This window comes from Nocardioides allogilvus (genome assembly GCF_003047285.1).
GTDB lineage: Bacteria > Actinomycetota > Actinomycetes > Propionibacteriales > Nocardioidaceae > Nocardioides > Nocardioides allogilvus.
In genome coordinates, this window is record NZ_PZYX01000002.1 from 122591 (window position 1) to 148189 (window position 25599).

30 protein-coding genes are annotated in these 25599 nt (G+C 69.4%); 15 read left to right on the forward strand and 15 right to left on the reverse strand.

What is annotated here, in order from left to right:
- The 10 genes from C9J87_RS03855 (at position 1) to C9J87_RS03895 (ending at position 9682) form a co-directional block, all read left to right on the forward strand.
- On the forward strand, positions 1-1491 hold the full coding sequence (locus C9J87_RS03855; protein WP_010833478.1) for an MBL fold metallo-hydrolase: 1491 nt from the start codon (positions 1-3) through the stop codon (positions 1489-1491).
- 1 nt (position 1492) lies between these two features.
- Positions 1493-2317, forward strand: a complete 825-nt coding sequence (locus C9J87_RS03860; protein ID WP_010833479.1) for a sulfite exporter TauE/SafE family protein — start codon at positions 1493-1495, stop codon at positions 2315-2317.
- 38 nt (positions 2318-2355) lie between these two features.
- Positions 2356-4518 (forward strand): MMPL family transporter, encoded by a 2163-nt coding sequence (locus tag C9J87_RS03865; protein ID WP_010833480.1) that lies wholly within the window; start codon positions 2356-2358, stop codon positions 4516-4518.
- 148 nt (positions 4519-4666) lie between these two features.
- Positions 4667-4834 (forward strand): hypothetical protein, encoded by a 168-nt coding sequence (locus C9J87_RS19910; protein ID WP_170070286.1) that lies wholly within the window; start codon positions 4667-4669, stop codon positions 4832-4834.
- The gene (locus tag C9J87_RS03870; RefSeq protein WP_036490917.1) at positions 4831-5034 is read left to right on the forward strand and encodes a YgaP family membrane protein; all 204 of its coding nucleotides are present in this window, start codon (positions 4831-4833) and stop codon (positions 5032-5034) included. The genes C9J87_RS19910 and C9J87_RS03870 overlap by 4 nt, the downstream gene beginning before the upstream one ends.
- The gene (locus C9J87_RS03875; RefSeq protein ID WP_036490918.1) at positions 5031-5648 is read left to right on the forward strand and encodes a class I SAM-dependent methyltransferase; all 618 of its coding nucleotides are present in this window, start codon (positions 5031-5033) and stop codon (positions 5646-5648) included. The genes C9J87_RS03870 and C9J87_RS03875 overlap by 4 nt, the downstream gene beginning before the upstream one ends.
- Positions 5649-6102: 454 nt before the next feature.
- Positions 6103-6690: a hypothetical protein gene (locus tag C9J87_RS03880; RefSeq protein WP_107704801.1), complete on the forward strand. Its 588-nt coding sequence runs from the start codon at positions 6103-6105 to the stop codon at positions 6688-6690.
- Positions 6691-6739: 49 nt separating this feature from the next.
- On the forward strand, positions 6740-7489 hold the full coding sequence (locus tag C9J87_RS03885; protein WP_198652270.1) for a hypothetical protein: 750 nt from the start codon (positions 6740-6742) through the stop codon (positions 7487-7489).
- A gap of 83 nt (positions 7490-7572) precedes the next feature.
- A complete protein-coding gene (locus C9J87_RS03890) occupies positions 7573-9075 on the forward strand; it encodes a S8 family serine peptidase (RefSeq protein WP_107704803.1) in 1503 nt (500 codons plus the stop codon).
- Between the two features lie 112 nt (positions 9076-9187).
- Positions 9188-9682, forward strand: a complete 495-nt coding sequence (locus C9J87_RS03895; RefSeq protein ID WP_198652271.1) for an SRPBCC family protein — start codon at positions 9188-9190, stop codon at positions 9680-9682.
- A gap of 57 nt (positions 9683-9739) precedes the next feature.
- Here C9J87_RS03895 and C9J87_RS03900 read toward each other — a convergent pair whose 3' ends face one another.
- Positions 9740-10018: a hypothetical protein gene (locus C9J87_RS03900; RefSeq protein WP_107704804.1), complete on the reverse strand. Its 279-nt coding sequence runs from the start codon at positions 10016-10018 to the stop codon at positions 9740-9742.
- Positions 10019-10080: 62 nt separating this feature from the next.
- Between C9J87_RS03900 and C9J87_RS03905 the strand changes: the two genes are divergently transcribed.
- Complete coding sequence (locus C9J87_RS03905) at positions 10081-11004, forward strand: ERCC4 domain-containing protein (RefSeq protein ID WP_107704805.1); 924 nt, start codon at positions 10081-10083, stop codon at positions 11002-11004.
- Between the two features lie 193 nt (positions 11005-11197).
- Positions 11198-11539 carry a hypothetical protein gene (locus C9J87_RS03910; RefSeq protein WP_036490920.1) on the forward strand — a complete coding sequence of 114 codons (342 nt, stop codon included), beginning with the start codon at positions 11198-11200 and terminating at the stop codon, positions 11537-11539.
- Positions 11540-11680: 141 nt separating this feature from the next.
- On the opposite strand, the gene C9J87_RS03915 is transcribed toward C9J87_RS03910, so the two are convergent.
- The 7 genes from C9J87_RS03915 to C9J87_RS03940 all read right to left on the reverse strand — a co-directional run bounded on the left by C9J87_RS03915 (position 11681) and on the right by C9J87_RS03940 (position 16741).
- Positions 11681-12013 (reverse strand): hypothetical protein, encoded by a 333-nt coding sequence (locus tag C9J87_RS03915; protein ID WP_036490923.1) that lies wholly within the window; start codon positions 12011-12013, stop codon positions 11681-11683.
- 104 nt (positions 12014-12117) lie between these two features.
- Complete coding sequence (locus tag C9J87_RS03920; protein ID WP_036490926.1) at positions 12118-13851, reverse strand: DEAD/DEAH box helicase; 1734 nt, start codon at positions 13849-13851, stop codon at positions 12118-12120.
- Positions 13852-13939: 88 nt separating this feature from the next.
- On the reverse strand, positions 13940-14812 hold the full coding sequence (locus tag C9J87_RS19585) for a hypothetical protein (protein WP_156887219.1): 873 nt from the start codon (positions 14810-14812) through the stop codon (positions 13940-13942).
- 304 nt (positions 14813-15116) lie between these two features.
- Complete coding sequence (locus C9J87_RS03930) at positions 15117-15581, reverse strand: MGMT family protein (RefSeq protein ID WP_010833489.1); 465 nt, start codon at positions 15579-15581, stop codon at positions 15117-15119.
- A 53-nt stretch (positions 15582-15634) separates the two neighbouring features.
- Positions 15635-16105, reverse strand: a complete 471-nt coding sequence (locus C9J87_RS03935) for a tRNA (cytidine(34)-2'-O)-methyltransferase (RefSeq protein ID WP_010833490.1) — start codon at positions 16103-16105, stop codon at positions 15635-15637.
- A gap of 47 nt (positions 16106-16152) precedes the next feature.
- Positions 16153-16314, reverse strand: coding sequence for a hypothetical protein (locus C9J87_RS19590; protein ID WP_157953115.1), 162 nt, complete (start codon positions 16312-16314; stop codon positions 16153-16155).
- A 31-nt stretch (positions 16315-16345) separates the two neighbouring features.
- On the reverse strand, positions 16346-16741 hold the full coding sequence (locus tag C9J87_RS03940) for a helix-turn-helix domain-containing protein (protein ID WP_198652272.1): 396 nt from the start codon (positions 16739-16741) through the stop codon (positions 16346-16348).
- Positions 16742-16875: 134 nt separating this feature from the next.
- Here C9J87_RS03940 and C9J87_RS03945 point away from each other — a divergent pair, with 134 nt between their 5' ends.
- Complete coding sequence (locus tag C9J87_RS03945; protein WP_051204487.1) at positions 16876-18369, forward strand: SulP family inorganic anion transporter; 1494 nt, start codon at positions 16876-16878, stop codon at positions 18367-18369.
- Here C9J87_RS03945 and C9J87_RS03950 read toward each other — a convergent pair.
- The 4 genes from C9J87_RS03950 to C9J87_RS03965 are packed head-to-tail and all read right to left on the reverse strand — an operon-like array spanning position 18353 to position 20841.
- Positions 18353-19123: a haloacid dehalogenase type II gene (locus C9J87_RS03950; RefSeq protein ID WP_232819823.1), complete on the reverse strand. Its 771-nt coding sequence runs from the start codon at positions 19121-19123 to the stop codon at positions 18353-18355. The genes C9J87_RS03945 and C9J87_RS03950 overlap by 17 nt on opposite strands.
- On the reverse strand, positions 19084-19485 hold the full coding sequence (locus C9J87_RS03955; protein WP_010833494.1) for a four-helix bundle copper-binding protein: 402 nt from the start codon (positions 19483-19485) through the stop codon (positions 19084-19086). Before C9J87_RS03955 ends, C9J87_RS03950 begins: the two co-directional genes overlap by 40 nt.
- Positions 19486-19538: 53 nt before the next feature.
- Entirely contained in the window at positions 19539-20249 is a 711-nt protein-coding gene (trhA, locus tag C9J87_RS03960) for a PAQR family membrane homeostasis protein TrhA (RefSeq protein ID WP_232211504.1), read from the reverse strand.
- Between the two features lie 25 nt (positions 20250-20274).
- Positions 20275-20841, reverse strand: coding sequence for a dihydrofolate reductase family protein (locus tag C9J87_RS03965; RefSeq protein WP_010833496.1), 567 nt, complete (start codon positions 20839-20841; stop codon positions 20275-20277).
- Between the two features lie 173 nt (positions 20842-21014).
- Between C9J87_RS03965 and C9J87_RS03970 the strand changes: the two genes are divergently transcribed.
- Both C9J87_RS03970 and C9J87_RS03975 read left to right on the forward strand, forming a co-directional pair.
- The gene (locus C9J87_RS03970; protein ID WP_036490936.1) at positions 21015-21236 is read left to right on the forward strand and encodes a DUF7218 family protein; all 222 of its coding nucleotides are present in this window, start codon (positions 21015-21017) and stop codon (positions 21234-21236) included.
- Positions 21237-21247: 11 nt separating this feature from the next.
- A complete protein-coding gene (locus C9J87_RS03975) occupies positions 21248-22093 on the forward strand; it encodes a DUF72 domain-containing protein (RefSeq protein ID WP_010833497.1) in 846 nt (281 codons plus the stop codon).
- Positions 22094-22099: 6 nt separating this feature from the next.
- Here C9J87_RS03975 and C9J87_RS03980 read toward each other — a convergent pair whose 3' ends face one another.
- From C9J87_RS03980 to C9J87_RS03990, 3 genes are read right to left on the reverse strand one after another with little or no spacing between them, the layout of a single operon-like run.
- On the reverse strand, positions 22100-22927 hold the full coding sequence (locus tag C9J87_RS03980) for a bifunctional allantoicase/(S)-ureidoglycine aminohydrolase (RefSeq protein WP_010833498.1): 828 nt from the start codon (positions 22925-22927) through the stop codon (positions 22100-22102).
- A complete protein-coding gene (gene allB / locus C9J87_RS03985; RefSeq protein WP_107704807.1) occupies positions 22924-24270 on the reverse strand; it encodes an allantoinase AllB in 1347 nt (448 codons plus the stop codon). The genes C9J87_RS03980 and allB overlap by 4 nt, the downstream gene beginning before the upstream one ends.
- Positions 24267-25532 carry a DUF6986 family protein gene (locus C9J87_RS03990; RefSeq protein WP_036490941.1) on the reverse strand — a complete coding sequence of 422 codons (1266 nt, stop codon included), beginning with the start codon at positions 25530-25532 and terminating at the stop codon, positions 24267-24269. The genes allB and C9J87_RS03990 overlap by 4 nt, the downstream gene beginning before the upstream one ends.
- Positions 25533-25599 lie beyond the last annotated feature (67 nt).

Consider the following 25599-nt stretch of genomic DNA (forward strand, 5'->3'; position numbering starts at 1 on the left):
ATGACTGACGCCACCACCACCGAGACACCCGCACCGGCCTCGGCGACCGAGGAGGCCCAGCAGCGGCCGGCCGAGGGACTGACCGTCCGCACCCTCGAGACCTCATCGCTCGGGGACCGCACCTACGTGGTCCACGACGGCGAAGCCGCCCTGGTGATTGACCCTCAGCGCGACATCGACCGGGTGTTGGAGGTGCTCGAGGCCGACGGCGTGCGACTGACCCACGTGTTCGAGACCCACATCCACAACGACTACGTCACTGGTGGCCTGGCGCTCGCGCAGGCAACCGGAGCGGCCTACCTGGTCAACGGCGAGGACGAGGTGTCCTTCGACCGCACCCCGATCGCCGACGGCGAGGTCGTCGAGGTGGGCGACCGGATGCGCGTCCGTGCGATCGCCACCCCCGGTCACACCTTTACCCACCTGTCCTACGCGCTCTCTGTCGACGGGCCTGACGGCGAGGAGCCGTACGCCGTGTTCACCGGCGGCTCGCTTCTCTACGGCGCCACCGGTCGACCCGACCTGCTCGGAGAGGAGCACACCGACGCCCTGGTGCGTCACCAGCACGCATCGGCGCACAAGCTCGCCGAGCAGCTGCCCGACGAGGCCGAGGTCTACCCGACTCACGGGTTCGGGTCGTTCTGTTCGGCCACGCAGTCCGAAGCCACGGCCTCGACGATCGGCGAGGAGAAGCGCTCGAACCCGGTCCTGACCCAGGACGAGGAGACCTACGTCCGCGAGTTGCTGGACGGCCTCGGTGCCTGGCCGGCGTACTACGTGCACATGGGACCCGCCAACGCCGCCGGTCCCTCCGCGCCCGACCTCTCCCCGGTGCAGGAGGCCGACGCGACCGAGCTGCGGCGCCGGATCGACGCGGGTGAGTGGGTGGTGGACCTGCGCAATCGCAAGGCCTTCGCCGCTGGGCATGCCCCTGGAGCGTTCAACTTCGGACTCGACGGTGCCTTCTCGACCTACTTGGGCTGGCTGATCGAGTGGGGCACCGCCGTGACCCTGCTCGGTGAGACCGCCGAGGACGTGGCCACCGCCCAGCGTGAGCTGGTTCGGATCGGCATCGACCGGCCCGCAGCCCAGGCCACCGGCGGTCCGCAGGACTGGACCGACGGCGACCTCGGTAGCTTCCCGACCGCCACCTTCGCCGATCTGGCGCAGGTGCGCCACCACCGCGACGTCGTCGTACTGGATGTGCGCCGCGCTGACGAGTACGAGGGTGCAGCGATCGCCGGGGCGGTCAACATCCCGATCCACGAGCTGCCCCGCCGCGTCGGCGAGGTGCCGGCCGGTGAGGTGTGGGTGCACTGCGCCAGTGGTTACCGCGCCTCGGTCGCTGCCTCGTTCGTCGCCGCCGCCGGCCGGACCCCCGTCGCAGTCGACGACTCCTTCGAGAACGCCGAGAAGGTCGGCCTGCACCTGGTGCGCCCCGAGGGCGACACCACCGACCCCACCGACGGTGCCGACGGGCCCGACGTCTGAGATGACACTGCTCCTCGCCGTCGCCGCCGGCGCGCTCATCGGCCTGTCCCTGGGGGCACTCGGTGGCGGCGGCTCGATCCTGGCCGTGCCGGTGCTGGTGTACCTGCTCGACCAGTCCGCCTCCCAGGCGACGACCGGGTCGCTGGTGGTCGTCGGCGTCACCTCCCTGATCGGGGCGATCGCCGCGCACCGCGCGGGCAACGTGCTGCTCGGCCGCGGCCTGGTCTTCGGCCTGGTCGCGATCGGCGGGGCGGTGGCGGGAGCGGAGGCGTCCGATCGGGTCTCCGAGGAGGTCCTGTTGGCCGCCTTCGCCGCCCTGATGCTGCTGGTCGGCGGGATGCTGGCCTGGCGCCAGCTACGCCACCGTCGCGGAGACGACGCTCGGCACGTCGCGCGGCCCACCCTGGACGACCCGATCATCACGTTCAGCCCGACGTTCGCCTGCCAGTGCCCCCGGGCCCTCAAGGTGCTGCTGACCGCCACCGTCGTCGGGGCGCTGACCGGCTTCTTGGGCGTCGGCGGAGGCTTCCTCGTCGTACCCGCCCTCCTGCTCGCCCTCGCGCTGCCGATGGAGTACGCCGCCGGCACGTCCCTGGTGGTCATCACCATCACCAGCGCCGCAGCGCTGGTCGTCCGGGCCGGTTCTGGCGACCCACCGGACTGGGCGACCGTCGCCGTCCTCACGGCGACGTCAGCGGCAGCAGCCGTCGCAGGGGCCCGCCTCGCCGACCGTGTCGACACCCACCGCCTCCAGGCGGCCTTCGCCGTCCTGGTCCTCGGCGTCGCCGTCTACACGGCCGCCCGCGCGGTCCCCGCCCTTCTCTGATCACACCGATCGCTCACCCCTCACCGAACGGAACATCCATGAGCACCACCACCGCCCCGTCGAAGGGCGCCCCCGACTTCACTCCCGGCTTCCGCCCCGGACCCCTCGGCCGCCTCGGTCTCTGGGTGAGCGGCCACGCCAAGCTCGTCACCGGCGTCTGGCTGCTGCTCATCGTGGGCCTGGGCGCCTTCGCTCCCCAGGTCGAGCACAACCTGTCCGGCGCCGGCTGGCAGGCCGACGGCTCGGAGTCCGTCGCCGCCCGCGAGCTCGCCCAAGAGAGCTTCGGCGGTAACGCCTCCTCGGCCATCCAGGTCGTCGTGCACTCCACCGACGGACCCGTCACCGAGGGCCCCGGCGCCGAGGTCCTCGCTCAGGTGACCCGGATGCTCGAGGCCGAACCGCGCATCGCTGAGGTGATCGCGCCGATGCCCGGCGCGACCATCAGCCAGGACGGCAGCACCGCGATCATCCTTGCGGGCGCGGGTGCCGACACCAACGAGATGGTCCGGGTCGCCACCGACCTCAAGGGGGACCTCCAGGACCTCTCGGTCGAGGGCATCCAGGTCAACCCCACCGGGTCCTCGCTGCTGTGGTCGGACTTCAACGAGGCCAACCTCGAGGCGATGCTTAAGTCCGAGATGGTCTCCTGGCCCGTCACCATGGCGATCCTGGTGCTCGCCTTCGGCGCCCTGGTCGCCGCAGGCCTTCCCCTGATCCTGACCCTCGCAGGCCTCGTCGCCTCCGCCGGATCGTTGGTCCTCATCAACGAGCTCGTCCCGGTCTCCATCTGGGCGATGAACTTCGCGATGATGTTCGCCCTCGCGCTCGGCATCGACTACGCGCTGTTCCTCGTCGTGCGCTACCGCGCCTCCCGCATGGGTTCCGGCAACTCCGCGCGTCAGGCGGTCGCCGAGACCATGGACACCGCCGGAAAGGCCGTCCTGCTCTCGGGCGCTACCGTCTTGATCTCGCTGTCGGCGGTGATGCTGGTGCCCTCGCCGTCGTTCCGCTCGATGGCCGGCGGGATCATGCTCTCGGTCGTCTTCGTCCTGGCCGCAACCCTCACCCTGCTCCCGCTGGTGCTGTTCAAGCTCGACCACAAGATCAACAAGCTGTCCCTGCCCTGGGTAAAGACGGGCGAGCACCGCTCCCCGAAGTTCGCCGCATGGGGAGAGCGACTCTGGAAGCGCCCCCTCGTCTGGGGCCTGGGCGCACTCATCGTGCTGCTCGCACTCGCCGCACCCATCATCGGCCTCAAGACCGCCATGCCCTCCATCAAGGTCCTGCCCGAGGACGCCAGCGCACGCGTCGGCTACGACCTCGTCCAGGAGTCCTTCGGCGAAGGTGCGCCCGGCACGCTCCAGATCGTGATGAAGGCCTCCGACGCCGACGCCGCGAAGACCGTGCTCGCCTCCGACCCCGGCATCGCCGGAGCAATGCCCTCAATGCCGGCAGCCGACGACAGCGGACTGGTCCTGATCCAGGCCGTTCCGACCGTCGACCCGTCCGACCCCGCTCTCAACGACACCGTCGACCGGCTGCGCGCCGACCTGCCGTCGAGCGCCCTCGTTGGAGGCGCGGCGGTGGAGAACCTCGACCTCAAGGCCCAGCTCGACGAATCCACGCCGCTCGTGATCGGGGTCGTGCTCGTGCTCGGGTTCCTGCTGTTGCTGGTGGCGCTCCAGGCGCCGCTGATCTCGTTGCTCGGCACGCTGGCCAGCCTGCTGTCGACGGCTGCGGCGTTTGGCGTGGCCCGCCTGGTCTTCCAGGAAGGCATCGGCGCTGACTTCTTCGGCTTTGAGAGTCAGGGCTTCCTCGACGCGTGGGCCCCGGTGTTCTTCTTCGCCATGATCTTCGCGATCGCGATGGACTACACGGTCTTCCTGCTCGCGTCGGCCAAGGAGCACTACGAGCACTCGGGCGACCCTAAGGACGCGATGGTCGGCTCGCTCGCCCACTCTGGACGGGTCATCTTCGCCGCCGGCGCGGTCATGGTCGCGGTGTTCTTCACCTTCGCCCTCTCCGGCCCGCTGCCCCCCAAGGAGATGGGCATCGTGCTCGGCGTCGCTGTGCTCCTCGACGCCTTCCTCGTGCGGCTCGTGCTGCTGCCGGTCATGCTGCGCCTGACCGGCAAGGCGGCGTGGTGGTCGCCGGCCTGGCTTCGCCGTGTGTTGCCGACCATCACGTTCTCGCACGGCTGAGCGCTCCTCGACCGCCGCGGCGTATCCCCCTGCGCCGCGGCACGTGGTCCGGGCGCCCGACCCCACGGGGGTCCGGACCACACCTCCCCTTCCAGACTCACCACCCTCACCCCTCCCGCACGATCACCCGAACCAAAGGAGCTCCACCATGTGCCGAGCAGTCACTTGTAAGAAGTGCGGCAAGACCACCTGGGCCGGCTGCGGCCAGCACGTCGACCAGGTCCTCGCCCGCGTCCCTCGCGCCGACCGGTGCGCCGGCCACCCCCACGAGTCCGGCACCGGGTTCTTCAGCCGCCTCTTCGGAGGCAAGGGATGAACCTCGACCGCGCCGTTCTCCTCCTCGCCGGCACCATGACCCTGCTCAGCGTCCTGCTGGTGGCGCTCGTGTCACCGTGGTGGCTGCTGCTGACCGCCTTCGTCGGGCTCAACCTGCTCCAGTCGTCCATCACCGGCTTCTGCCCCGCGGCCGTCATCTTCCGCCGGCTCGGCGTCAGCAGCGGGTGCGCCTTCCGATGAGCGACGACGGCTCTCACCACTGGGATGCTGTCTTCGCGTCGCGTGACCTCGACACGGTGTCGTGGTTCGAAGAGACGCCAACCCACTCCGTGGAGCTCCTGCGCCAACAGCCCGGCTCGGTGATCGACATCGGAGCCGGCGCGTCCCGGCTCCCCGACGCGCTCCTCGCCGAGGGCCGCGACGACATCACCGTGCTCGACATCTCCCGCGAAGCGCTCGCAGTGACGCGCGAACGGCTCGGCTCCGCGGAAGGGCGGGTCGCCTACGTCGTCAGCGACGTCCTGTCTTGGGAACCCTCGCGCACCTACGACGCCTGGCACGACAGAGCCGTACTCCACTTCCTCACCGAGCCGGCCAACCACGCGGCGTACGTCGACCTGGCCGCCCGCACCATTTCCCCCGGCGGCCTGCTGGTCCTGGCCACATTCGGCCCCGACGGACCCACGTCCTGCTCGGGCCTGCCGACGGCCCGCCACTCCGCCGAGGACCTCGCCGCCCTCGTCGCGCGTGCCTTCACCCTTACCCATGCCGAAACGCGGATCCACCGCACCCCCGGCGGCTCCGAGCAGCAGTTCACCTGGATCAGCGCTCGGCGCACGGATGGCTCTCATTGATCTGCGCGACTCCCCGGGCTGGCGACGTTCAGCCGATCTAGAAAGCGGCTGACATCTAGATCAATCTAGGCGCTCCCACTCATCCGGGGACGCCCAGAGCAACGCGGTAGCCTGTTACACATCCGGTACAAACAGCCGGCCAACCTCGACGTTTGCGCAGGTCAGCATGGGTGAGTCAGTCAGTACTACGACATCTGAGGCTCGCCTCCCCGCTGGTCTCGCCGGTGATGGAGTCAGCCAGCAACCTGCCGCTGGTTGAGCAGCGAGGAACGAGCGTGTAGAAACCAAGGCACTGACGTCGTACGGCGGTCACCCCACCCGGGTGGCCGCCGTTCGTCGTTGGCGCATCTTCACAATCGGCATCCCCCGGCGCTGCGTGACGCCACACTGCAACCGTGCGCATCGGAACCTGGCGGGGCGCTGGGACGCCCGACACCTCGCCTTCATCGAGACGATGGACTGCGACGTCCTGCTGCTCACCGAGGTGTCCGAGCGCGTGGATCTCCCGGCGCACGATCTGCACCTGGGATGTCTGCAGATGATGCCCAAGCGGCGCTGGGCGGCAGTCGCGTCCCGCCTTCCGATGCGGCCGTTGCCCGACCCGCACGGAGCCTCGGCCATGGCCGAGATCGAGGGCATCCGCTTCTGCTCCTCGATCCTGCCTTGGCGCTCCTGTGGCACCCGTGATCTCTGGGTGGGCGCCAACACCGCGGAGAAGACCAACACCGCGGTCGTTGCCCTGGAAGCCGCGGCACCCGAGGTGTGGGGCGGTGACTGGAACCACGCCCTGTCAGGGCGGGAATGGACCGGCTCCATCGCCGGACGAACCTCGATCCTCGAAGCGGTCGACCGGCTGCGACTGCATGTGCCCACGGCCTCCTCGCCACACCAGATCGACGCTCTCCTCAGCATCGACCACATCGCCGTCCCGACGACCTGGGTGATGGGTGATGCGCAGCGGTATCGAGCGTTCGACAGCGGGACCCGGATCTCCGACCACGACGCCTACGTGGTCGAAGTCCATCCGCGACGCGTCGGCTGACAACGATCGAGCGCACTGGCGAGCTCTTCGGTTCGGCCTACAGTGAGGCATGGCAGTGAAGCGCTCGAGTCCGGACGGGTCCGCACCGACAGCCGCGCCGACAGGCGCCGTGGAGCACGCCGCCGCCCTGGGTGGCGTCGTGCTCTCTGTCCTCATCAACCGCGTGTACGGGCGCGGCCGATCCCGTCCCCTGCACCCCCGCGGAGAGGCCCGGAACGCCTCCTGGACCATCGACACCCGCGGACCGTCAGTCACCGGCGTGCCCTGCCTGGACGACCTGGGCCAACGGCCGTGCCAGGTGCGGCACAGCCGCGCGGTCGGTCTGCCGTCCGGGTGGCCAGACATCGAGGGCGTCGCCGTCCGGCTGCCCCGTGGTTCGGACGGCGGAGGTGCCGACGGTGGGATGGGCGAGGACACCTTCGGGGGCGACCTTCTGCTGGCTGGCACTGGTGACGGAATGGTGAGTCGCCACCTGCTCGTGCCGCGGTGGAGCGAGGGCACGTGCTCGACCCTGCTCCCGATGCGCACACCGACGGGCCCGCTCCTGGTGCGGTTGCGGCCGGCCGGGTCGGACGACTGGGAGATCGCCTGGTCCCGTCCGGGTGGGGACTGGCATCGGGTCGGGACGTTGACCGTCACGGACGAGCCGGTGCCGGAGCCGCACTTCGAACCGGTGGACAGTCCGCCGCACGGGCTGGAGCACTATCCCGTGGCAGCACTGCTGCGCCGCCCGTCCTACGCCCAGGCACGCCGCCAGGCAGGCCTCGCGGATGCGGACGATCCCGTGCCGATGGAGTGATCGCTCGATGTCTAGCCCACCTTGATAACCGCCGGGGGCGCGCGTCGTTGGAAGGTCAACCACTCGCTACGGAGGTCCACCCCATGCTTCGACCCACTCGGCGTCTTGCGGCGCTCGTCGCCGTTCTCACGACCGGCGCCGCCACCGCGCTCATCGCGCCGGTGTCGGCCGGAGCGATTCCTGAGCTGACGGCCATCGCCGTACCCTCCGTGCCGACGGACGAGGCAGGACACGGGAAGGTCATCGTGGCCTTCGGCGACGGTGTAGTCCCGGCGGGCACGCTCGACGCACTGCGCAACCTCGGTGTGGAACGGGCGATCGAGCTGCCGACCATCGGAGCCGTCGCGGTGACGGCGGACCTCCCGGTCGTCAACGTCCTCAGCAGCCTGCCGGGCGTCATCTCGGTGGAGCCGCAGCGCCGCTTGGTGTCATACCTCTACGCCTCGAAGGGGCAGATCAACGCCCTCGGCGTCGACCAGCCCTCCACGTACACCACTCGGGTCGACGGCAAGCGGGTCACCGGGACCCGGCCGGGCGTGACCGGCGAGGGCGTGACCGTGGCCGTTCTCGACTCCGGGATCTTCGCGCCCCACCCCGACTTCGGTGACCGCGTGGTGAAGGGCCTCAATTTCTCCTACGCCGAGGCGGCCCAGCAGGTGGGCTTCACGGCTGAGCAGTGGGATGCGTACGCCGAGTCGACCGGCACCCTGGCACTGCAGGACGAGATCGGTCACGGCACCCACGTCGCCAGCACGGTGGGTGGCGACGGCAGTCTCTCCGCCTCGCAGGGCGGCCCGGACCTCGCCGGCGTCGCGCCGGGTGTCGAATTCATCTCGATGCGGGTCGCGACCCCCGGCTTCGGCATCGTCGACGACCTCGACTGGGAGGAGGCTGCTCTGGCCGCCTTCGACTGGACCATCCGGCACCGCGAGGAATACGGCATCGACATCACCCAGAACTCCTGGGGGCTGCTCCCGACCGAGCCGAACTGCCTCGGACTGGACTGCGGCGAGCCGACCGACTTCGACGCGATGTCGCAGATGATCGCCTCGGTGGTCGACAACGGCATCCACGTCGTCTTCTCCGCCGGCAACGACGGCCCCGAGCCCGGCACGATCGGTGGCTACCACGACGCTGCGAACGGAGCCGTCCTCGTCGGCGCCGCCTGCAAGTCCGTGGACTCGTCCGGCTGTGTGCCCGGCCAGGAGATCACGGGCTTCTCCAGCCGAGGAGCGGCCGACGGCACCGGCCCGCAGGTCGACGTCGTGGCGCCCGGCGACACGATCATGGCCGCCCTGTCGCCGTCCGTGCTCGCCCCGCTGACCGAGTGTGCCGAGATCCAGCAGCCCGGCTACTTCTGCATCTCCGGCACGTCGATGTCGTCACCCCACGTCTCCGGCGTGCTGGCGCTGATGCTCCAGGCGAACCCGGCGGCAACCCCCTCCCAGGCGAAGCAGTGCTTGCTCTCGACAGCCGTCGACATGATGACCCCGGGCTTCGACATCCACTCCGGGCTCGGCATGGTCGACACCAAGGCCGCGCTGACCTGCGTCCACGCCCTCACGTTGACCAAGAAGAGGCGCTGACCGCACGCTCAAGAGCGGCGAGACGGCGCACCTTCGAAGAGTCCGCTCGACGGCCGGTCGTGCGGTCAGGACAGCGCTTGGTGCGAGGCGTGCCGTACGCAGGAAGGGACGGGTGGACGCCGTGAGAAGGGTCGTCGAGAACGACGTGGAGGTTGCTGCGACTCCTGCCGCGGTGTGGGCTCGAGTCGTTGAGGCGGAGGGGATCAACCACGAGATGCGCCCCTGGATGACCATGCGCATGCCGCGGGGAACAGCTGGGCTGACGATCGAAACCATTCCGCTGGGGCGGCCCGTTGGCCGCGCGTGGCTTCGACTCTTCGGGCTCATCCCCTTCGACTACGACCACCTGACCATCGTCGAGCTCGAGCCGGGCCAGCGATTTCTGGAGCGTTCCACCATGTTGAGCATGCGGCACTGGGAGCACGAGCGGACGCTGGTTCCCGTCCCGGGTGGCACGAGGGTGAGCGACCGAGTGATCCTCGAGCCTCGTCTGCCCATTCCGGGCATGTCCGCGATCCTGGCGAGGTTCGTCGATGCCTTCTTCAAGCATCGACAGCGACGGCTGCGCGCGCACTTCGCCTCGGTGGCGCCTCCTCCGGCGACGTAGTGCTGGATGATTGCGATGCCGGACTCATCGGCCGGATGCTTGGGCGCTGAGCAATCCTCAGAGGGGCACGTCGTCCGGGACGACCCGTCTCACCATCAGGTCACCTGCCTCACGCCCAACGACGAGGCGCGTTCCGTCCAGCCGTTCGAGCGACTCGCGGACGACACCAAGATGGAGCCGCGTGTCGTGGGCGATGTCGGCGTCGCGGACGGGGACGACGTTCGGACCCCACTCCTCGGGCGGCACCTCGAAGGGATCGAAGTCCGTCTGCGCGGCTGCCCACAGCTGGAGGGCGGACTCGTGGACCATGTCGTCGATAGTGCGGTCGTCCGGCATCTTCGCGACGCTACCTGTCATCCGCGGCGAACGGCACCTATGGCTCCTGGCTGGCTGCATTCGTGAACGACGACCCGAGCGTTGCCGGCTCCGCTGCCAGGGTCGTTCGCGGCCGCGGTCCGCAACTGGCGGGCGAGTACCGTTGGGGCGTGGTCGAGGTGGGTCCGGTGTTGGTCGACTACCGAGAGCGGAACAGTGCGATCCCGGAGGCCTTGATCGCCGCCGGCCTTGATGTGCGACTGACCGATCTGCCGGTGGGCGACTACGTGCTCGGTCCCGGACTGGCAATCGAGCGCAAGGGCCCGAATGACTTGGGGGCGTCGATCCGCGATGGACGCATCTTCGAGCAGGCTGTACGTCTGCAGTCGGCCTTCGCCCAGTCTGTGCTCATGGTGGAGGGTGAACCGCGCGGGATCGCCGAAGACGCTTGGCGCGGAGCGGTGTGCCGACTGGTCGAGGACGGGTTCACCGTGTTGCACAGCCTGGACGCCGAGGACAGTGCGGCTTGGATCACTCGACTCGCCAAGCGTGCCCGCCGCGCTGGCCCGACCACTCACGCCGGTGGGCCGCGCCGCGCACCGCGCCACCCGTCCGCGCAGGCTGAGGCGATGCTCTCCGTGGTTCCGGGGATCAGCACCACCATGGCCCGCAGCCTGCTCGCCTCGTACGGCAGTCTTGCCGCGGTCGCCGCGGCCGCGCCCGAGGGTCTGCGTCGCCATCCCGGCATCGGGACGGTGCGTGCTGCTCGACTCGCGGAAGCGATGCACGGCGGGTATGTCGCAATCGTCGACCGCGAGCCAGAACCCGGTCGGCCCTCCCGCGGGGCACGACCGGCGCGCCGCTGGATCCTCACCGACCCCACTCCAGGCGCGGAAGTGCAATCCTTCGACCGTCGAGCCATCGCACTGCGCGCCCTGCATTCGGCTGCTGCCGGAACTCAATTGATCGACGGCCTCACCGGTGAGGTGTCAGCAACATCCAAGTGACCGAGATCTCCGTTAGGGCCGGATCGAGCTCGCTCGGCGGCACATCGACACACCCGGGCAGGCCATCCAGCGGGCAGGTCGCCCCGGAGCGGCACACAAGCGGCGGATAGACGCACTCGTCGCGGCCAAATGAGTGCGTCGCTCCCGCCTGGGCTGCCAGCATGAGGCTGTGCAACGACCCAGGGGAACAGCGGTGGCAATCAACGGTGGCTACGACTTCCAGCCGCAGTGGCTGGGCGGCATGCATCAAGTGACTGGGCAGATCGAGAAGTGGATTCCCGGTCAAGACACTCAGCCTGCCTGTGTGGTTCGTCTTAACGAGCCTCTGACTGCCACCGGCGACGTACGCGGCAAGCGGGAGCAACGGACCGGGGTGTTCGTCGTGCTCGAACTCCGGTACATCGGGCAGAAGTGGGAGTCATCGGGAAACGTCCACGTCGAGTTGTGCGACACCGAACCTGACGACAACACCTGGGCAGAACGCGACGTGGGTGCGTGGGTTGAGTCCCATGCGACCTACTCGTTCGCCGGTTGAAGCAATGCACCCATCTCGACCTGAGCGGATATTTCGGTGAAGCCTCAGGCGGCGGATAGACGCTGTCAGACACGTGGCCGTTCAGTCCGATGAGGTCTCAAAGGCTGCACGCGATCAGGGCGGCACCCGGTCACGATTGAGTCAACTCAGTCGGCTGCGATCGATCAGAATGGGGATCAACCGCTCTCTCCACGCGGAGAAGGGAATCTGACCTGAGGACATCCCTCCTGCCTCGAACTGTTCGCGGTGCAAAACGTCAATGTCGAGGTTGTTGACGTCCTCGCCGACTACAGCTCGGAAGGTGTCCCTCAAAAGGTCGTCCAACTCGAACACTGACTCTGGCATGTCAACTACCGCCAGGCGATCCTGCATCGCGCGCCAGACGAGCGGATCACCGCGGAGACCCCACTGAAAAGGTTCACGCTCAAAGAGCTCTCCGACGGCTTTCGGACCGCGATCGACGGGTTCACTCACAACGTCATCAAAGCACCCTCCACCGCGTCCCGGAAGCGGCGGAATGCAGCGCTTCGCCACGAGTAGTTTCCAGCCGCCGATGTCCGGCCCCAGCCCACGCCCAGTCAGGCGCCGCCCTCAGTCAACGTCGTGACGGGCAACCAGTCCGATCCAAGGAGCTGAGCGAGGTCCGCGAGCCCGGTGGTGTCGCTTCCCACCGTGTCGGAGGCGGCGGCGATCCGCTCCACCATCACCTTGCCGACTTGCTCCTCGACGGTGCCCTCGGCATAGGCGATGTGCCACGGCGAGACCTGGTGGTCGCGGTGGGTGCGGCCGGTGACCTGCCGTCCGGCGATGCCCGAGAAGCGGGCCTGGTGGAAGACACCGACCCGCGGCTCCGTGCTCGCTTGGCTGCCGTCGGCGAGGGTCTCGCCGGCGTGCAGGCTGATCGAGGCGACCGTGGTGAAGACGCAGACCTTCGCCTCCCCGGTCTGGAACCGGAGCCGCTCGGCCTCTGCGTCGAACCTGTCGCGGCCGTAGATCGAGGCGACCTCGATGCCGGAGTCACGCAGCCGGTCGGCGATCGGGTCAGCGGCGGTCGCGACGAACTCGACCGAGCACGCCACCTGCCGTTCGGCCTCGACCTGCTGGGCGATCCAGGCGACCGTCGAGTCGACACGGATCAGTCCAGCCTTCTGCCGGAAGCGCAGGAGCGCGGCCCGACCCTTCGCGACATTGCGGCCGCGCCGGGCGATGTCCATCTCACGACAGAACTCCCCCCATTCGGCCTCGTACGCCGCCCGCTCCCCCGGCGTGAGCGCCACCGGCATGCCGGAGATCGGCACCGGCCCCCAGGGCGCGGCGCGGTGCAGCATCGCCGGAGGCCGCTCCTCGTCGAGCCAGCCGCGCACCAGCTTGAGGTCCGCCGCGCGCCGAGCCGGATCGGTGGTCCACGTCGCGCCGTACCGTCCCTGTTCCACCCCGACACCGTGGCGCTCGAGCGCGGCGGTGAACGCGTCCCCGGGTTTGGTCGTGGAGGTCCAGTCCTTCATCGGCTCGCCGAGCACCTGCGCATAGGCCGGCGCAAGGTAGGGCAGCTCGAGCGGCGTGTGTCCGGGCGTCGCGGTGGTCGCGATGACGAACGGCGCCTTGTCGTGCGGCCTCCCGTGTCCCGAGATCCGCGCCCAGAGCTTCCATCGCTTCGTCGTCGTACGGCGCAGCGCGTGCGCCTCGTCCGCGATGATCACGTCCCAGGTGTGGTCCTTGACCTTCTCCAGCCGGTCCCACGTGATCACGACCCACTCCAGCCCGCCGTGCCCCAGGGCCGTGATCGTGCGGCACCAGTGGCCGATCGTGATCGCGGCGGGCCGGTCGGCCACGACGAGCACCCGTCGCGCACCGCGCAGGTCGCCCACGGCCGTTGCCCCGAGGACCGCGGAGATGGTCTTGCCCACGCCCGGCTCGTCAGCGAGCAGGAACAGCCGTCCGTCCGCCGCGGCGCGCTCCGCGATCGCATCGGCTGCCTCGAACTGGATCCTCCGGGGCTCGAGCTCGTCGGTCGGATTGCGGTCGGGAGTCGGATCGTCAGGATTGAGGTTGTTCTCGATGAAGCGACCGAGCGTGTAGGGCCCCGGGGAGTACGGCGCGAGGTGCGCGGGCAAGGCGCGCCCGACGTACAGGTGGGTCTTGACGGCAGGGTGCCAGGTGGCGCCGTCGACCTGCATCCCGTACGGCACGTCGAGCACCCACAGCCGCTCCCCCGGCCCCGCGTTCGGGAACGGTCGCTGTTGCTGTCGCGTGCCGCTGCGGCCCGGGGACGTGCTCCGTCGACGAGCGCTGGATCGTCGAGGGCTGGCCATCCCCGGACGTTATCGGGGTCTCGTCCACGAACAGTGCCGCCTCGCCCACGTGCAGCGCGGTCGGCCGCAGCCTGCTAACGGGCCACGACTACTGCGCGAAGAGGGACAAAAGTGATCCGTTGGCTGCCTTGAACCAAGCGTCGTTGGGCGTAATGACCATCGCGGGGATCCCGTCATGCACCTGGATCTCGCCCCCGCCGCACACAGTCGGAACATACTCACCATGCATGTCCACCACCTCCTCCGTGAACCCTTGGACGGCGAGCATGAACCGGTTGGGATTGGGATACGGATTCCCAAGCGAAATCAGCACGCCACCGTCTTGATCGTCAAACCCGGCAAGTGGGCCGCACACGAGGTCAACCGATCCCGCCCTGTTAGCAGCGTTCTCCCAGGCGACTTCTCCTGGAAGAGCTGGTGGTCGCTGATATGGGTACTCGGCCCACTCGAAGTAGACGAGGTCCTCTGCCTCAGACACCGCTTCGTCTTGAGCCTCAGCCTCGATTATGACTTCGACGGCAGATGGGTGGGCCAATTCAATCTGAGGAACACCCTCAAAGAGCGTGACAAGACCTGAAGCACAGAGCGTTGCGCCAGGGCGCACCTCCGCTGCGAGCTCAGCGAGTGATGCGCTCCAGATGACGAACGTGAACCGGTCATTCCGGGGATAGTCCTGGCCGAGGTTGAGAAACAGCCCCTCGTCTATCTCATCGGCCCCAGCCAGCGGTCCGCAGACCCGCCCTACGGAACCCTCTGCTTCTGCCGTCTCATCCCACCACAGCGCTGTGGCTCTGGCATCCGGTGCGTCGGATACCGGACTTGGGATCCGCGGGTCTTGGCGCGACTCAACCCCAGCTGCACCCGAGTCACTGAGGCCGTCCGTGCTGTCGCCGCCACAACTGGCAAGGAGGCCAACAGCGAGCAACGCTGCAGTCGAACGGAACCTGCTGGCCGTGGACACTCCGTGAGTATGACCGTCAGAGGCCCCAATTGTGCGGATCTGGGCAAGGTCGTCCGCTCGTGCAAACGATGCCATTGCTTGCCTCCGCACTGGCTCCTGGGGCTCAGGCTGCCGCGCTCTCGCCTCGCCCAGGGAGGAGCCGTTCAAGGCCATAACTGGGTCGACAACACCCGGGAGCGACCCGTTGGTATCTCCGATGTAGTGAGACAGCCCCACGGGGCAGATCTTCAAGGCACACGCGGGCGGATTGGCACACCACAGACGGCGCAGAACGCGATTGAGTTCGACGACCACTGCGTTGGACCTAGTGACTCGGCGCACAGTCTCGACAGGAGTATTGAATGGTCTCGTGCCTCCAGCACGGTTCGGGCTCGCGGTGCGGCTTCGCCTGGGACGTGCGCGTACCACTGCCGCTCGGGCGGCGGTGGGCAGTGGCGAGGCTGGCCACCCGTCCATCGGCCGTGAAGGCCACGCCCTCGCTCACCAGCACGGACTTGGCCCATTCAACCCACCGCCGACTGTCGTCGTCCTGATCGGCCAGCAATGTGCCATCAGCTTTCACGACTCGCCACCAAGGAATGTCATGGTTCTCGGCTGGGGTGGTCATCCAGGCGTCGTTGTCGGGCCGGCTCCCGAGCACGTTGCCGACCGCGCGGGCGTGATTGCGAGTAAGGCCCACCCGCTCGGCAAGGTCGCCGTAAGTGATCACGGCGCCCACCGGGATGGCGCGGACCGCGGCAAAGACGTCTTCGGGGTTGATGCTGCTCATAAGCTGACGCTATCCGCGATAGATCGACGCCATCCGGACTTCCGGCACTCTCGTCACTCAGCCCCCGCAAACCCCTGCTGCCGCCAGGCCTCGTAGGTCACCACAGCAGCCGAGTTCGCGAGGTTGAGCGACCGGCGGCCGGCCAGCATGGGGATCCGGACCTGCTCGGTGACACGCCCATGACCGAGCACCTCGTCGGACAGCCCGGTCGGCTCGGGCCCGAAGAGCAGCACGTCGCCCGGGCGGAACTCGACGTCGGTGAACCACGTCGTCGCCCTCGCCGTGAACGCGAAGACCCGCGAAGACGCCAGCGCCTCGCTGGCCAGGGCAGTGTCCAGGTCCGGGTGCACCACCACGGACGCCAGGTCGTGGTAGTCCAGCCCCGCGCGCTTCAGCTTGGGCTCGGAGAGGTCGAACCCGAGGGGCTCGACCAGGTGCAGGGTGGCGCCGGTGCCGGCAGCCAGGCGGATCGCGTTCCCGGTGTTGGGAGGAATGCGGGGCTCGAGGAACATCACGTGGAACACGCCGCACGATAACGCGGACCGTGCCTCAGGCCCCGGCGGCGCGCACCTCAGTCGTCGCGCAGGGCCTGATGCTGCTCGACGTTCTGCCCTGCGTGCGGGTCCGGGACCGCGTCGGGCTCGACCAGCGCGATGGTGTCCTCCAGCGCGACTCCGAGTGGGAGGTTGCGGTAGTCCTGGCTGGGCTTCGAGCGGTCGTCGCGTGCGATCACTCCTCGAGACTAGACCTCACCGCCGAGCCCGTCAGTCGAGCTGCTGCCCCAGCTGCGAGATGAACTCGTCCGCCATGGCCAGCTGCCGCTCCAGCTTCTCGCGGCGCTCGGAGGCGTCGGCGAGGATCTCGACCAGCCGCTCCCGGGCCCCGGCGTGCCGATCGCTCGCGTCCGGGTCGCGCAGCGCCTCGAGGTCGCGCATCGCGGCGCTCATCTGCTCGAGGGTGAAGCCGAGCGGCTTCATCCGGCGGATGACCAGGATCTTCTCCACGTCGGCCTCGGTGTAGAGCCGGAAGCCGCCGTCCGTGCGCCCCGACGGGCTGAGCAGGCCGACCTCGTCCCAGTGCCGCAGGCTGCGCAGCGAGAGATCCGTGCGGGCGGCCACCTCGCCGATGTGCATGGGCGCGGGCTCGGGAGTCGACGTCACGGGTGGACCATCTCACACCGCCGGCGATTCCAACCCTTACGTAACGTGAAGTTAGGGTGTTCGCAGACTTCCGCCGGCGCTGCCGGCCCATGCTCGACCCGCGGACGACGATCGCCCGCCACGAACGGAGCCCCATGAGCACGACCCTCTCCCCCACTGCCGAGCCCTCGGTGCGTACGGCGCTGCGCTCCCCTCGCATGCTCCGGACCGAGGTCCTGGCCGGCCTGGTGGTGGCGCTCGCGCTGATCCCCGAGGCCATCTCGTTCTCGATCATCGCCGGCGTCGACCCGCGGGTCGGGCTCTTCGCGTCCTTCACGATGGCCGTCTCCATCGCCTTCCTCGGCGGCCGGCCCGCGATGATCTCCGCCGCCACCGGGGCCATCGCGCTGGTCATCGCGCCGGTGATGCGCGACTACGGCTACGACTACCTCATCGCGACCGTGCTGCTCGGCGGCCTCATGCAGATCGTGCTCGGCCTCGCCGGGGTCGCTCGGCTGATGCGCTTCATCCCGCGCTCGGTGATGGTCGGCTTCGTCAACGCGCTCGCCATCTTGATCTTCCTGGCCCAGGTGCCGCACATGGTCGACGTGCCATGGCTCGTCTACCCGATGATCGCCGTCGGCCTCGCGGTCATCGTCGGCTTCCCCCGCATCAACTCGGTGATCCCCGCTCCCCTGGTCGCGATCGTCGCGCTCACCGGCTTCACCCTGCTGGCCGCGATCACCGTGCCCGACGTCGGCGACGAGGGCCAGCTGCCCGACAGCCTCCCCGCCCTGTTCATGCCCGACGTGCCGCTCACGCTGGAGACGCTGCGGATCATCGCGCCGTACGCCCTGGCCATGGCACTCGTCGGCCTGCTCGAGTCGCTGCTGACCGCGAAGCTCGTCGACGACATCACCGACACCCACTCCGACAAGACGCGCGAGGCCTGGGGCCAGGGCACCGCCAACGTGATCACGGGCTTCTTCGGCGGCATGGGCGGCTGCGCGATGATCGGCCAGACGATGATCAACGTGAAGGTCTCCGGCGCCCGCACCCGGATCTCGACCTTCCTCGCCGGTGTCTTCCTGCTGATCCTGGTCGTCGGCTTCGGCGACGTGGTCGCGCTGATCCCGATGGCCGCCCTCGTCGCGGTGATGATCATGGTCTCGGTCGGCACCTTCGACTGGCACAGCATCCGCCCCGCGACCCTGCGCCGGATGCCGCGCTCCGAGACGCTGGTGATGCTCTCGACCGTCGTCGTCACCGTCGCGACGCACAACCTCGCCATCGGCGTCATCGTCGGCGTCCTGGTCGCGATGACCCTCTTCGCCCGCCGCGTCGCCCACCTCACCGAGACCCACCGCGAGCTCATCGAGGACGAGCACGGCAACGCCACGGCCGTCTACACCGTCACCGGCGAGCTGTTCTTCGCCTCGAGCAACGACCTCTACACGCAGTTCGAGTACGTCGACGACCCGGACCGCGTGGTCATCGACCTGTCCGCCTCCCACATCTGGGACGCCTCCACCGTCGCGTCGCTGGACGCGATCACGACGAAGTACGACCGCAAGGGCAAGTCGGTGGAGATCACCGGCCTCAACGTCGCCAGCGCGGAGCGCCACGGGCGGCTCACCGGCTCGCTGTGACCACCATCGCGCGCAGCTGATCGGCCAGGTCGACCAGGGAGGTCGCGGTGAGGTCGGGCTTCGTGAAGTGCTCGGGATAGGGCCCTCCGGACCGGTTGATCCAGGCCGTGCCCAGCCCGGCGCGGGCGGCACCGTCCACGTCCCACGGGTGTACGGCGACCAGCATCGCGTCCATCGGGTCGAGCGCGCACCGGTCGAGCGCGAAGGCGTAGGCACCGGCGGCGGGCTTCCAGGTCCCCGCCTCCTCCACGGAGAGCAGCGCCTCGACGTGGTCGCGCAGGCCGGCCCGGTCGAGCAGGCCCTCGGCGACGGAGGCCGAGCCGTTGCTCAGCGTCACCAGCCGCACCGGCAGCTCCGCCAGCGCGCGCAACCCGTCGGGGACGTCGTCGTGCACGGACAGCGACCCGAAGCCCGCCATCACGTGCTGGACGGCCGCCTCCGTCTCGCGCTCGAGGGTGAGCCCGGCGAAGCTGGCCCGGAGGACGTCGGCGGCGATCGCGGCGAAGGGTGCGCTCGCGCCGACCGACGTCAGCGCGAAGCCGTCGCGCAGCACCGAGGCGAACCAGGTCGCGGCGAGGTGGGCCGGCGCGCCGACGTCCTCGAAGCGCGCCCCCAGGGGCGACAGGTCGGACAACGTCTCGTTGACGTCGAGGAGCAGCACCTCCGGTCGCCGGGGGCCGTCGGGGCTCACCGGGTGGTCACGGCTCGACAGGCTCACAGCGCGGCGAGGAGCGATCGGCAGGCTTCCTCGCACCGACGGCACACCTCGGCGCAGATGCGGCAGTGCTCGTGCATCTCGGCGTGCTGGGCGCACTCGTCGGCACACGTCCTGCACGCGACCGCGCAGGCCTCCAGGAGTGCTCGGGTGAGGTCGGTGTTGCGCCCGGTGTTCCGGGACAGGGCGTTGCCCGTGGCCAGGCAGATGTCCGCGCAGTCGAGGTCGGTGCGGATGCACGTCGTGAGCAGCGCGACCATCTCCTCGGCCAGGCAGGCGTCGGCGCAGGCCGTGCAGACCTGGGCGCACTCGAAGCACGCGGCGATGCACTCGCTGAGCTTGTCCCGATCGATCGTGCCGAGGTCCTGCGGGTAGGCGTCCAGCATCTTGTCGTGGGTCATGCGCGACCGGTACCCGATTCGCAGATCGCTATTCGGGTGTCGGCGCTGCGGCCTCAGCGCAGGGCGTACGTCGCGAGCGAGACGGCGACGTAGTGCGCGATGAACGCCAGGATCGTGAAGGTGTGGAACACCTCGTGGAAGCCGAACCACTCAGGCTTGGGGTTGGGCTTCTTCAGCCCGTAGATGACCGCACCGAGGGTGTAGAGCACCCCGCCGGCCGCCACCAGGACCAGGGTGGCGACCGCGACCGGGGTGCTCAGCCGTTCGGCACCGTCGATGAAGTCAGGGATGAAGAAGACCGCGAACCACCCCAGCACGATGTAGATCGGGGTGTAGAGCCACCGCGGCGCACCGGTCCAGAAGACCCGGAAGAGCACCCCGATCAGCGCACCGCCCCAGACACCGCCGAGCAGCCAGAGCCGGGTGTCGCCCTCCAGCAGCAGCATTGCGAACGCGGTGTAGGTGCCGGCGATCAGGACGAAGATGTTGGAGTGGTCGAGGCGGCGCAGCAGCGCCCAGACGGCCGGCTGCCAGGTGCCGCGGTGATAGATGGCCGAGGTGCCGAAGAGCAGCAGCGCCGAGGCGATGAACACCGCCGAGCCGACCTTCGTCTCCGTCGTCGGGGACAGCACGATCAGCACGATGCCGGCCGCGAGCACGAACGGGATCGACCCTGCGTGCAACCACCCCCGCAGCCGTGGCTTGAGCTCGGCCATCTTGTCGGCCATCACGATCAGGGCTGCGTCGTGGTCGAGGAACTTCACGCCCACATCATGGCGGATGGCGAGGTCAGCGGCGCACGTCCGCCACGATCTTGGTGATCCCATTGGCGTAGCTCTCCGACTCCACGACGTCGAGCAGGTCCTTGTCCTTGTCGCTGTCGCTGAAGAGCCGCTTGCCGGCGCCGAGCAGCACCGGGAAGACCAGCAGGTGGTAGCGGTCCACGAGCCCGGCATCCGCGAGGCTGCGACCGAGGGTGGCGCTGCCGTGGACGATGATCGGGTCGCCGTCGGTCTCCTTGAGCGCCGCCACGTCGTCGGTCGAGCGCAGGATGGTCGCCGGCCAGCGCGGGTCCTCCTGCTCCAGGGTCGTGGACACGACGTAGCGCGGCATCGCGTTGTAGCCGGCGAAGTCCTCGGTCATGGTCGGCCAGACGGGTGCGAAGGCCTCGTAGCTCGTCCGCCCCATCATCAAGGCGCCGGCCTCGTCCTGCTCACGTCCCTTGATCTCGTAGGCCGCGGGGTCGAACTCGATGTCCTGGAAGGTCCAGCCGGTGTTGCGGTAGCCGGGCTCGCCGCCCGGAGCCTCCATGACTCCGTCGAGGGACACGAACGCGGTGACGATGAGCTTGCGCATCTTCTTGCTCCTGGGTGTGGGTCTGGGGAACCTGTCTCCCGTCCTACGAACGCGGACCGCCACATACGACAGGTGCACTAAGAATTTCTTGCCGGGTGGCTCGGTGGCAAGGGCTGCATGCCGTCCGAGCTCAGGGGTACCTCGAAGGTCCACCGGTTCGAGGAAGGACGACCATGCCCAGCAAGGACAGCAACGTGAAGAACGAGAAGCAGTACGAAGCCCTCAAGGACAAGGGCATGTCCAAGGAGCGCGCCGCCAAGATCGCCAACGCCGAGGACTCCTCCAAGCACGGCGGGGAGAAGAGCCACTCCGGCTCCGGCAACAGCTCGCAGGGCGGCACGACGGCGCAGAAGAAGAAGGCCGGCCGCAAGGGCGGGAAGGCGTCACACAGCTGAGATCCCCGGCAGTGACCCCGCCCCCTGGGAGCGACGAGGACACCGGCTCGGTGTGGGTCGGCACCTCGGGCTGGCAGTACGACTCGTGGCGCGGCGACTTCTACCCCGAGGGTCTCCCCCGGACCAAGCAGCTCGCCTACGCAGCGACCCAGCTCAACACGATGGAGCTCAACGGCTCGTTCTACTCGCTGCAGCGGCCGGCGTCCTATCGCCGCTGGCACGACGCGACACCGGCAGGCTTCCTCTTCGCGGTGAAGGGCGGGCGCCACATCACCCACTTCAAGCGACTGCGCGACGTCGAGGTGTCGCTGGCCAACTTCTTCGCCTCGGGAGTGACCCTGCTTGGCGACAAGCTCGGCCCGATCCTGTGGCAGCTGCCCGAGCGCGTGGAGTTCGACCGGGACGTCCTCGCCGAATTCCTGGGCCAGCTGCCGAGGTCGGTGGCGGCCGCCACGGTCCTGGCCCGGCGCAACGACCGGCAGCTCGACACGGCTGACCTCACCGCCTCGCGCCGGCCACTGCGCCACGCGCTCGAGGTCCGTCACCGCAGCTTTCGCGACGACGACTTCCTCGGCCTGCTCGACGAGCACGATGTCGCCTGCGTCGTGGCCGACAGCGCCGGGAAGTGGCCGATGCTCGACGAGTCGACGGGCAGCTTCGACTACGTGCGGCTGCACGGCCACACCGAGCTCTATGCCAGCCGCTACAGCGACCGGCTGCTCGACACCTGGGCCGACCGCTGTCGGGCGGGCGCGAGCGCGGGCCGCGACGTCCATGTCTACTTCGACAACGACATGCGTGGCCACGCGCCGCACGACGCCGTACGCCTCAGCCAGCGCCTCGGACTGCGACCGTGAGCCGCGTCAGGCGAACGGGCGCCCCAGCCGGGCGTGCCGGTTGACGTCCTTGTAGAGCAGGTAGCGGAAGCGTCCGGGTCCCCCGGCGTAGCAGGCCTGCGGGCAGAAGGCGCGCAGCCACATGAAGTCACCCTCCTGCACCTCGACCCAGTCGTTGTTGAGGAGATACATCGCCTTGCCCTCGAGCACGTAGAGCCCGTGCTCCATCACGTGCGTCTCCGGGAAGGGGATCACCCCGCCGGGCTGGAAGCTGACGATGTTGACGTGCATGTCGTGGCGCACGTCGAGCGGGTCGACGAAGCGCTGTGTCGTCCAGGCGCCGTCGGTGCCGGGCATCTCGACGGGTCGTACGGCGACCTCGTCGGTCACGAAGGCGTCCGGCACCTCGATCCCGTCGACCGCTTCGTAGGCCTTGCGGATCCAGTGGAACGTCGCCGTGGTCGCACTCGTGTTGTGCAGCGTCCACGAGCAGCCGGGCGGAAGGAAGGCGTAGCCACCGGGACCCAGCTCGTGGCGAGCGTCCTCGATCGTCAGCGCGAGCACGCCGTCGACGACGAAGAGCACGCCCTCGGCGCCCGGGTCGGGCTCGGGCCGGTCGCTGCCACCGCCGGGCGAGACCTCGACGACGTACTGCGAGAACGTCTCCGCAAACCCGGACAGCGGCCGGGCGAGCACCCACAGGCGGGTGTCGTCCCAGAACGGCAGGGCGCTGGTGACGATGTCACGCATCGTGCCGCGGGGCAGGACGGCGTACGCCTCGGTGAAGGTCGCGCGATCGGTGGTCAGATCGCTCTGCGCGGGCAGGCCGCCCCGCGGGACGTAGTAGCCGGTCATGCTCCTCCTCGGGTCAGCAGGCGGCCGGAGGGCCGGCCGCGCTCGGTGGTGTCGATGCGCCGACCGCGCAGCCAGGTGCTGCGGACGACCCCGGCGAGGGGACGGTCGGCGTAGGGCGTGAAGGCGTTCTTGTGGTGCAGGCGCGCGGCGTCGACGACGAAGGCGTCGTCGGGCGCGAAGACGGCGAAGTCGGCGTCGTAGCCGATCTCGACCAGGCCCTTGCGACGAAGGCCGGCGTGCCGAGCCGGGGCCTCGCACATCCAGCGTGCGACGTCGACCAGCGTGCAGTCGCGCCGACGGGCCTGCGTCCACATCGCCGACAGCCCTACCTGGAGGGAGGAGATGCCGCCCCAGGCGACCCCGAAGTCGCCGGTGTCGAGGCACTTGAGGTCGGCGGTCGCCGGCGAGTGGTCGGAGACGACCATCTCGATCACACCGTCGCGCAGGCCCTCCCAGAGGAGCTCGCGGTTGGCCGCCTCCCGGATCGGCGGGCAGCACTTGAACTCGGTGGCGCCGTCGGGGATCTCCTCGGCGGAGAAGGTGAGGTAGTGCGGGCAGGTCTCGGCGGTGATGGCGATGCCGTCGCGACGGGCGGAGGCCAGCATCGGCAGCACGTCGGAGCTCGAGACGTGCAGGATGTGCACGCGGCACCCCGTCCAGCGGGCCAGCTCGATCACCTGGGCGACCGCGAGGTTCTCGGCCCCGCGCGGCCGGCTGTGCAGAAAGACGTCGTAGGTCTCGCCGTGGGCGGACGGCGCGTGGTCGATCGCGTGGGTGTCCTCGGCATGCACGATCATCAGCCCGTCGAAGGCGCGCAGCTCGCGCATCGCCGCCTCGAGCTGGTCTGGGTCGAGGTGCGGGAACTCCTCGACGCCCGAGTGCAGCAGGAAGCACTTGAAACCGAGCACGCCAGCGTCGTACAAGGGCCTCAGCTCCGCCACGTTGCCCGGGATCGCGCCGCCCCAGAAGCCGACGTCGACGAAGCACTGTCCCTCCGCGGCTTTGCGCTTGAGGTCCAGGGAGGCGACGTCGCAGGTCGGCGGGATGCTGTTGAGCGGCATGTCGACGATCGTCGTCACGCCGCCGGCGGCCGCCGCGCGGGTGGCGGTCGCGAAGCCCTCCCACTCGGTGCGCCCCGGCTCGTTGACGTGCACGTGGGCGTCGACCAGTCCGGGCATCAGCACCTCGTCGACGGCCAGCTCGACGACGACGGAGCCCGTGAGGTCGGAGTCGAGCGGCTCGATGGCCACGATGGTCCCGTCCTTGACGCCGATCACCCGGCCGACCTCGCCGGCGGCACTCACCACGCGCTCGGCACGGATCACCAGGTCCAGCGCGGTCATCCGGCGGACCTCCGGGCCAGGCGCGCCAGGGCCGCGACATCGATGTCGACCAGGTCGTCGATCTCGGCCGCGTCGACGGCGCCGCACTCCAGGCCGCGGAGCACGAAGTCGGCCAGCGCGGCCGCCGTGGCCGGCTCGTCGAGATAGCCGGACTCGCCGCCGTGGACATAGGTCCGCAGCCTTGCCGCGGCCGCAGTCAGGCCCTCACGGTAGAAGGCGTACGTCGCCACGAACCGGCTCGGCAGCTGGGCCGGGTGCAGGTCCCAGCCCTGGTGGATCCCGCGCGCCAGCGATCTGCCGACCAGCCGCATGTGGAGCTGCCAGGCGGCGCGCACGGCGGCGCGGTCCCCCACCGGCAGCTGGTTGCTGGAGCCGTCGGAGACGAAGACGCCCGTGCCGGCCGCGGCGACCTGCATGACGTCCTTCGCATGGTCGGCGACGGGGTGCTCCATGCTCTGGTGGGCGGCCGCGACGCCCAGCGAGGCGGAGTAGTCGTAGGTCCCGTAGTGCAGGCCCGTCAGGCGGGTGCCGCCGGCGTGCACCATCCGGGCCACGAGGGCGGTGCCGTCGGCACCGAGGATCGCCTGCGGGGTCTCGACCTGGACCTCGAACCGCAGCGAGCCCGCCGTCAGCCCGTGCGCGTCCTCGGCTGCGTCCAGCACCGTGCCCATCGCGCCCACCTGGTCGACGGACGTCACCTTGGGCAGCGTGATGCGGAAGCCGTCGGTCAGCGCCTCCGCGCCCGCGAGCTCACCGACGAAGAGGTCGAGGCTGCGCAGGGCGCGTCGGCGGGTGGGGGCCTCGAACGACTTGATCCTGATCCCGTTGTACGGCGACGCGCCGCCCGCTCGCACACTGGCGGCGAGCGCACGTGCCGCCGAGAGGACGTCGGCGTCCTCCTGCGCGTCGAGCCGATCGCCGTACCCGTCCTCGAAGTCGATGCGCAGGTCCTCGACCGGCTCCCGCGCGAGCTTGGCCACGACCCGGGCGCGAACCTCGCGACCGAGGTCGGGCGGCAGGCCGGCCAGGGCGGTGATGTCCGTCCCGTGCTCGGCCAGGGCCGTGGTCGCTGCCTCGCCCCACGCTGCGATCGTGCCTGCGTCGTAGCGGTCGCCGGGGACGTAGACGGTGTGCACCGGCTGGCGGGAGCCGCGGTCGCCGGGATAGTCGGCAGCGAGGGCGGCGTCGGCGGCAGCCAGCGTCAGGTCGAGCGCGTCGGCGACGGCGTCCATCCGGGAGGCGTCCGCGTCGGGTCCAGACATCGCCCCTCCCTCGCACATCGGCGGGTCCTCGGTCGAGGACCATCCCGCTAGGCTTGAAAGTACTCCC